This is a genomic window from Streptomyces sp. NPDC006510 (genome assembly GCF_040611955.1).
Lineage (GTDB): Bacteria > Actinomycetota > Actinomycetes > Streptomycetales > Streptomycetaceae > Streptomyces.
The window spans coordinates 1-7900 of the sequence record NZ_JBEXPH010000288.1; the positions used below are offsets into that span (position 1 = coordinate 1).

A 7900-nucleotide genomic window follows, 5' to 3' on the forward strand; every position below is an offset into this window, starting at 1 on the left:
CGCGGTGTTCTTCCCGCTGGCAGTGAAGCGGTTCCCGGGACCTGAGCCGCTGACAAACCCGGCCTCGGGCGGCGGGCCCGGGGGGCCGGCCCGGGGGCGCGGGCGGGGCCGGCCGGCCCGACCGGCGCACCCGGGGAGACTTTCCGCCGGCGCCGTTCCCGTCCGCGTCCGTTCCGCGTACGGGATTCTTCGTTACTTCACTACGAGCGAGGACCACGACTGGACCCACTGCTCACGGTTCTTGGCGATCTCGTCCGGGGCAACGGTCGTCGGCTTGTCCACCTTCGCACCGAACTTCGTGAAGAGCTCCGGCAGTTCCGCGTCCTTGGTGACCGGGTTCACGAACATGTTGAGCGGCATGTCCTCCTGGAAGCTCTTGCTGATCAGGAAGTCCAGCAGGGCCTTGCCGCCCGCCTCGTTCTTCGCACCCTTCAGCAGGCCGGCGAACTCGATCTGCCGGAAGCAGGTCCCGGTGGCCACCCCGGTCGGGGCCTCGGCCGGCTGCGGCTTCGCATACAGCACCTCGACCGGCGGGCTGGAGGCGTACGAGACGACGAGCGGCCGGTCGGCCTTGACCTTCTTGCCGCCCGCGGAGCCGGAGAACTCCTCGTTGTACGCCTGCTCCCAGCCGTCGACGACCTTGACGCCGTTGCTCTCCAGCTTCTTCCAGTAGTCCTGGTAGCCCTTCTCGCCGTAGGTGGCGACAGTGCCGAGGAGGAAGCCGAGGCCGGGCGAGGAGGTCCCCGCGTTCTCGGTGACGAGCAGGTTCTTGTACGCGGGCTTCGCCAGATCGTCGAAGGACCGCGGCGGCGCGAGCTTCTTGTCGGCGAAGTACTTCTTGTCGTAGTTGACGCAGATGTCGCCGGTGTCGATGGGGGTGACCCGGTGCGCGTCCGCGTCGAGCCGGGTGTCGGCCGCGACCCGGTCGATGCCCTTCGCCTGATACGGCGTGAACAGCCCGCTGTCGAGGGCGCGGGAGAGCAGTGTGTTGTCGACGCCGAAGAACACGTCGCCGCGCGGGGAGCCCTTGGTCAGGATCTCCTGGTTGAGCGCGACACCCGCGTCGCCGCTCTTCAGCACCTTGACGGTGTAGCCGGTCTGCTCGGTGAACTCCTTCAGCACGTCCTTGGAGGCGTTGAAGGAGTCGTGGCTGACGAGGGTCACGGTCTTGGAGCCGGAGCCCTTCGTACCGCCGGAACCGGAGGCCGAGTCGTCGGAGCTCCCGCATCCGGCGAGTGCGGTGACGCCGAGCGCGGCGGCGACAGCCGTCGCCGCGAGCTGCCTGGTCCTGCGCGTGGTGCTCACTATGGATTCCTCCTGGGTTTTGGCCAGGAAGAGACGCGGCCCTGCCCACGGGAAGCGGGCAGGGCGCAACAGCATGAGTTGATGACCGAACTTCCTACCCGGAATGACCCGGGCGAGGTTCAGAGGGTCTGCGGCCGACCTGTCCTCGGTGCCGCACTCTCAGCGCTGTGGCGCTCCCCTGTCGGAATATGAAGTTGAATTCGGGCCCAGATTACACGGGCCGTCCCGGCCTCAGCGCTCGGCCGCCGCCAACTGCCCGCAGGCTCCGTCGATCTCCTGACCACGGGTGTCCCGCACGGTGACCGGCACCCCGTGGGCCGCGATCGCCTCGACGAACGCCTTCTCGTCCTCGGGCCGCGAGGCGGTCCACTTGGAACCGGGCGTGGGGTTCAGCGGGATCAGGTTGACGTGCACCCGCTTGCCCTTGAGGAGCCGGCCGAGCCGGTCCCCGCGCCACGCCTGGTCGTTGATGTCACGGATCAGCGCGTACTCGATGGAGATGCGGCGGCCGGACTTCTCCGCGTACTCCCACGCGGCGTCCAGCACCTCGCCCACCTTCCAGCGCGTGTTCACGGGCACGAGGGTGTCGCGCAGCTCGTCGTCCGGCGCGTGCAGCGAGACTGCGAGACGGCACTTGAAGCCCTCGTCCGCGAAACGGAGCATCGCGGGCACCAGGCCCACGGTGGAGACGGTGATCCCGCGCTGCGAGAGCCCCAGCCCGTCCGGCTCCGGGTCGGTGAGCCGGCGGATCGCGCCGACCACCCGGTTGTAGTTGGCGAGCGGCTCGCCCATGCCCATGAAGACGATGTTGGAGAGCCGCGCCGGGCCGCCGGGGACCTCTCCGTCACGCAGCGCCCGCATCCCGTCCACGATCTGGTGGACGATCTCGGCGGTGGAGAGATTGCGGTCGAGACCGGCCTGTCCCGTCGCGCAGAACGGGCAGTTCATCCCGCAGCCCGCCTGCGAGGAGATGCACATCGTCACCCGCTCCGGGTAACGCATCAGAACGGACTCGACGAGCGTCCCGTCGTGCAGCTTCCACAGCGTCTTGCGGGTGGTGTCGTCGTCGCAGCTGATGTGGCGGACCACCGACATCAGGTCGGGGAACATCGCCTCGGCGAGCTTGTCCCGCGATCCGGCCGGGATGTTGGTCCACTCCGCCGGGTCGTGCGCGTACCGCGCGAAATAGTGCTGCGAGAGCTGCTGGGCGCGGAACGGCTTCTCGCCGATCGCGGCGACGGCTTCCTTGCGCTCGGCGGGCGTGAGGTCGGCGAGATGCCGCGGCGGCTTCTTGGCTCCGCGGGGCGCGACGAAAGTGAGTTCTCCGGGCTTAGGCATGGTCCATCCAGTGTCGCAGACGGAACAGTGAGGGCCCGCCGTCCTGTGGACAGCGGGCCCTCACTCGCAAAACCCCAGGTCAGCAGCCTGATCTCAGCCGGAACCGACGAACAGCACCAGCAGCAGCCAGACCACCGGGGCGGTCGGCAGCAGCGAGTCCAGCCGGTCCATGATGCCGCCGTGCCCCGGCAGCAGCGTGCCCATGTCCTTGATCCCGAGGTCCCGCTTGATCATCGACTCGCCCAGATCGCCGAGAGTGGCGCTGACCGCGACCGCGAGCCCGAGCAGCAGCCCCTGCCACCAGGAACCGCCGTCGATCAGGAACTGCATGCACAGCGCACCGGCGACCATCGCGAAGGCGACGGCCCCGAACAGGCCCTCCCGGGTCTTTCCGGGGCTGATGCGCGGCGCCAGCTTGTGCTTCCCGAAGCGCCAGCCGACGGCGTACGCGCCCGTGTCGCTGACCACGGTCAGCAGCAGGAAGGTGAGCACCCGCTGCGGCCCGTCGTCGGCGGTCAGGAGCATCGCGACGAACGTGGCGAGGAACGGTACGTAGAACGCCGCGAACACACCGGCCGTGACGTCCTTGAGGTAGTCCTCGGGCGGCTGGGTCATCCGCCAGACGAGCACCGCCAGCGCGGTCAGCGCCATCGCCACCCAGGCGCCTTCGGCGCCCCATGCGTAACCGGACACCACCATCGCCGCGCCGCCCACCGCCAGCGGGACGAGCGGTGCCTTGATGCCCTTGCGCTCCTGGAGCCGAGAGGTCAGCTCCCACAGGCCCACGACGACGGCGACGGCGATCACACCGACGAAGACGGCCTTCACGATGAACAGCGAGGCGACGATGACGGCGCCGAGCCCCACACCGACCCCTATGGCGGCTCGCAGATCACGGCCCGCACGTTTCTTCTGCGGGGGCGGCGGCGCGGTGGACATGGGCTCCTGCGGCTTCTCGTCACGGAACAAGGGGCCGCCGCTCAGGCGTCCGGCCCCCTGGTCCCGGTCATCACGGTCGTCAGCGTCTCTACCTGCGTCGGGAACGTCCGGCACGATGGGCATGGGCCGAGTCTGCTGGGCGTCATGCACATCGTATGCAGGACCCGCCGGAGCAGCCTGCATCTCAGGCGCACCCCAATGGCCGGCTCCCTGCGGGGCGCCCCAGGAAGAGTCGTTCATCAGACTTCGAGCAGCTCGGCTTCCTTGTGCTTGAGCAGCTCGTCGACCTGTGCGACGTACTTCGCGGTGGTGTCGTCGAGCTCCTTCTCGGCGCGACGCACCTCGTCCTCGCCCGACTCCTTGTCCTTGACCAGCTTGTCGAGGGTCTCCTTGGCCTTGCGGCGCACGGCCCGGATGGAGATCTTGGAGTCCTCGGCCTTGCCCTTGGCGACCTTGATGTAGTCGCGGCGGCGCTCCTCGGTGAGCTCCGGGAAGGTCACCCGGATGATGTTGCCGTCGTTGCTCGGGTTGACGCCGAGGTCCGAGTCGCGGATGGCCTGCTCGATGTTGCGCAGCGCGGTCTTGTCGAACGGCGTCACGACGGCCATGCGCGGCTCGGGCACCGAGAACGAGGCGAGCTGGTTGATCGGGGTCAGCGCGCCGTAGTAGTCGGCGACGATCTTGTTGAACATCGCCGGGTGCGCACGGCCGGTACGGATCGCGGCGAAGTCCTCTTTCGCGACGACGACGGCCTTCTCCATCTTCTCCTCGGCCTCGAGGAGGGTTTCTTCGATCACCACGTGCTCCTGCGTGTCTTGAGTGGGCCCGTCGTGCTCGGGCCCGGCGGGTCCTGCGTCGCGTCCTCACCTGCACGGTGTCCGACCGGCAGGCCGTTGTCCATCCTTCGGGGCCGGTCCCGGGGGTTCCCCCGACGGCCCGGACCTCCCCGTCGTACTCCGGGAAGGTCCCCCGGCCCTCAGGCCCGGGTGCTCCGGTCACTCACGAGCGTGCCGATCTTCTCACCCTTGACCGCGCGGGCGATATTGCCGGTGGCGGTCAGCTCGAAGACGAGGATCGGCAGGTCGTTGTCGCGGCAGAGCGTGATGGCGGTGGCGTCGGCGACCTTGAGATCGCGGGCGAGAACCTCGCTGTACTCGAGCGCGTCGAACTTCACCGCGTCGGGGTTGCTCTTCGGGTCGGAGTCGTAGACCCCGTCCACCCCGTTCTTGCCCATCAGAAGGCCCTCTGCGTCGATCTCCAGGGCGCGCTGGGCGGCAGTGGTGTCGGTGGAGAAGTACGGCATCCCCATGCCGGCGCCGAAGATGACGACGCGGCCCTTCTCCAGGTGGCGCACGGCGCGCAGCGGGATGTACGGCTCCGCGACCTGCCCCATGGTGATGGCGGTCTGGACGCGGGAGTCGATGCCTTCCTTCTCCAGGAAGTCCTGGAGTGCCAGGCAGTTCATGACCGTGCCGAGCATGCCCATGTAGTCGGACCGGGCCCGGTCCATGCCGCGCTGCTGGAGCTCGGCACCGCGGAAGAAGTTGCCGCCGCCGATGACGACCGCGATTTCCGCGCCGTCGCGGACGACCGCCGCGATTTCCCGGGCGATGGCGTGTACGACGTCGGGGTCGACACCGAGACCCCCGCCGCCGGCGAACGCCTCTCCGGACAGCTTCAGCATGAAGCGTCCGGCCACCTTGCCGTCGTCGCGCTTGTGGTCACCTTTTGCGGCGTCCGCGCCCTTGTTCATGGAGATTCTCCTCGTGCACATACGAAGAAGGCCATTGCCGGTGGGTCTGGTGTCCCTCAGCGGCAATGGCCTCCTCGTCAGATCTGCGGTCGTACGGCGTGAGTGCGGCCGACGACTGCACTAGACCCTATCGGGGTCCACCGTTGTTCGCGGACGGACTCAGATGCCGACCTTGATGCGCGAGAAGCGCTTCAGGCTGACACCGGCCTCGTCCAGAACCTTCTGGACGGACTTCTTGTTGTCCTTGGCGAAGGCCTGCTCCAGGACGACGACCTCCTTGAAGAAGCCGTTGACGCGACCCTCGACGATCTTCGGAAGGGCGGCCTCGGGCTTGCCCTCCTCGCGAGAGGTGGCCTCGGCGACACGACGCTCGTTCTCGACCGTCTCGGCCGGGACCTCGTCGCGGTTGAGGTACTTCGGGGCGAAGGCGGCGATGTGCTGCGCGACGTCCTTGGCGACCTCGGCGTTCTCCTTGTCGAGCTCGACGAGCACGCCGACCTGCGGCGGGAGGTCGGGCATCGTGCGGTGCATGTACGCAGCCACGTAACCGCCGGTGAACTGCGCGAAGCGGTCCAGGACGATCTTCTCACCGAGGTTGGCGTTGGCCTCGTCGACGTACGCCTGGACGGTCTTGCCGGCCTCGATCTCGGAGGCGAGCAGCGCGTCCAGGTCGGCCGGGGAGGTCGCGGCGACGTGGGCGGCGAGCGTGTTGGCGACGGTCTGGAACTTCTCGCCCTTGGCGACGAAGTCCGTCTCGCACTTCAGCTCAAGCAGAACGCCGGAGGTCTTGTCCTCGGAGATGAGGGAGACGACGGCACCGTTCTCGGCAGAACGGCCCTCGCGCTTGGCGACGCCCTTCTGACCCTTGATACGGAGCGCCTCGACGGCCTTGTCGACGTTGCCGTCGGCCTCGTCGAGCGCCTTCTTGCAGTCCATCATGCCGGCGCCGGTCAGCTCGCGGAGCTTCTTGACGTCAGCGGCGGTGTAGTTCGCCATGAGTCTGTGTTTCTCTCTCGAAGTCTGAAAGATCTACGGGTGAACGGCGGGGGCGGTGCTTGTGGCACCGGCCCCCGCCGTCATCAGCCGTGACGGGTGTCAGGCCTGCTCGGCGTCCGCGGCGGGGGCCTCGGCAGCGGGGGCCTCGGCAGCAGCCTCGGCCGGCTTCTCGGCGTCCGCGACCTTCTCGGTCTCGGCGGAGGACTGCACCTCGGCGTCGGCCTTCTTGTCGCCCTCGAGCAGGTCGCGCTCCCACTCGGCGAGCGGCTCACCGGCGGCCTTCTCGCCCGGCTTCGAGTCACCGGTGGCGGCACCGGAACGGGCGATGAGGCCCTCGGCGACGGCGTCGGCGATCACGCGGGTGAGCAGGGTGACGGAGCGGATCGCGTCGTCGTTGCCCGGAATCTTGTAGTCGACCTCGTCGGGGTCGCAGTTGGTGTCGAGGATCGCGACGACCGGGATGTGGAGCTTGCGCGCCTCACCGACGGCGATGTGCTCCTTCTTGGTGTCGACGATCCAGACGGCGCTCGGCACCTTCTGCATCTCGCGGATACCACCGAGGGTCTTCTCCAGCTTGGCCTTCTCGCGGGAGAGGACCAGGAGCTCCTTCTTGGTGAGGCCGGAGGCGGCCACGTCCTCGAAGTCGATGAGCTCAAGCTCCTTCAGACGCTGAAGGCGCTTGTAGACGGTGGAGAAGTTGGTGAGCATGCCACCGAGCCAACGCTGGTTGACGTACGGCATGCCGACGCGCGTCGCCTGCTCGGCGATGGCCTCCTGGGCCTGCTTCTTCGTACCCACGAACATGATGGAGCCGCCGTGGGCGACGGTCTCCTTGACGAACTCGTAGGCGCGGTCGATGTACGACAGCGACTGGAGCAGGTCGATGATGTAGATGCCGTTGCGCTCGGTGAAGATGAAGCGCTTCATCTTCGGGTTCCAGCGACGGGTCTGGTGACCGAAGTGGACGCCGCTCTCCAGCAGCTCCCGCATCGTGACGACGGCCATGGCCGTACTCCTTGAGGTGCTCGGTTGTCGCGACCGCAGGATTGCTGTCGCGCCTGACGCCCCGACGCGCCGTGCCACAAGGGACCGAGGAGCGCGGCCACCGTCCGCAGAGAGGGAGGTGGCGGGGCGTGCGAAGTCGACCCGGTGACCCGGATCGCCATAGGAAGTGTACGGGACGGCCCGGGTGCCGGGTGACGGCGCTGTCCACAACCGGCTGGTTGTCCACAGATCCCGTTCATGATCCCCGCGGATCGGGGGGCTGCGGGACGGTTCTGCCATGCGATGCACACCCGATCCGACCCACCTGGCCTGCCCGGCCGGCCTGCCCGACCCGGCGGCTGCCCGCCTCCGGAACCGACACCGCGGGGCAGCGCCCCGCGGTGTGCCCGCCCTTCCGGCGCGGGAGGCACTGCTGGTGGCGGTGGTGTTGTCCCTGTTGGCGGTCGTGTGCGGCACACCGGTTGCCACGGCCCGAGAGCCGACGCCCGCTCCCGTTCCCGCACCGATGCCCGCGCCCGCGCCGGGGCCGGATGGCGACCGCAGCTGGCCGCTCGCGGGGCGGCC

7 protein-coding genes and 1 riboswitch are annotated in these 7900 nt (G+C 68.5%); all 7 genes read right to left on the minus strand.

What is annotated here, in order from left to right; all coding sequences use genetic code 11:
- Positions 1–192: 192 nt before the first annotated feature.
- The 7 genes from ABZY11_RS41065 to rpsB all read right to left on the minus strand — a co-directional run bounded on the left by ABZY11_RS41065 (position 193) and on the right by rpsB (position 7336).
- Positions 193–1305, minus strand: a complete 1113-nt coding sequence (locus tag ABZY11_RS41065) for a thiamine ABC transporter substrate-binding protein (RefSeq protein ID WP_356484056.1) — start codon at positions 1303–1305, stop codon at positions 193–195.
- Positions 1306–1378: 73 nt separating this feature from the next.
- Positions 1379–1495, minus strand: a riboswitch (TPP riboswitch).
- Between the two features lie 41 nt (positions 1496–1536).
- Entirely contained in the window at positions 1537–2643 is a 1107-nt protein-coding gene (rlmN, locus tag ABZY11_RS41070) for a 23S rRNA (adenine(2503)-C(2))-methyltransferase RlmN (RefSeq protein ID WP_093899078.1), read from the minus strand.
- Positions 2644–2736: 93 nt separating this feature from the next.
- Positions 2737–3822: a phosphatidate cytidylyltransferase gene (locus tag ABZY11_RS41075; protein ID WP_356484057.1), complete on the minus strand. Its 1086-nt coding sequence runs from the start codon at positions 3820–3822 to the stop codon at positions 2737–2739.
- The gene (gene frr, locus ABZY11_RS41080; protein WP_072487217.1) at positions 3822–4379 is read right to left on the minus strand and encodes a ribosome recycling factor; all 558 of its coding nucleotides are present in this window, start codon (positions 4377–4379) and stop codon (positions 3822–3824) included. Before frr ends, ABZY11_RS41075 begins: the two co-directional genes overlap by 1 nt.
- A gap of 179 nt (positions 4380–4558) precedes the next feature.
- Complete coding sequence (gene pyrH, locus ABZY11_RS41085) at positions 4559–5335, minus strand: UMP kinase (RefSeq protein ID WP_356484058.1); 777 nt, start codon at positions 5333–5335, stop codon at positions 4559–4561.
- A gap of 159 nt (positions 5336–5494) precedes the next feature.
- The gene (gene tsf / locus ABZY11_RS41090; RefSeq protein ID WP_356484059.1) at positions 5495–6331 is read right to left on the minus strand and encodes a translation elongation factor Ts; all 837 of its coding nucleotides are present in this window, start codon (positions 6329–6331) and stop codon (positions 5495–5497) included.
- Between the two features lie 99 nt (positions 6332–6430).
- Positions 6431–7336, minus strand: coding sequence for a 30S ribosomal protein S2 (gene rpsB, locus ABZY11_RS41095; protein WP_356484060.1), 906 nt, complete (start codon positions 7334–7336; stop codon positions 6431–6433).
- Positions 7337–7900: the final 564 nt, after the last annotated feature.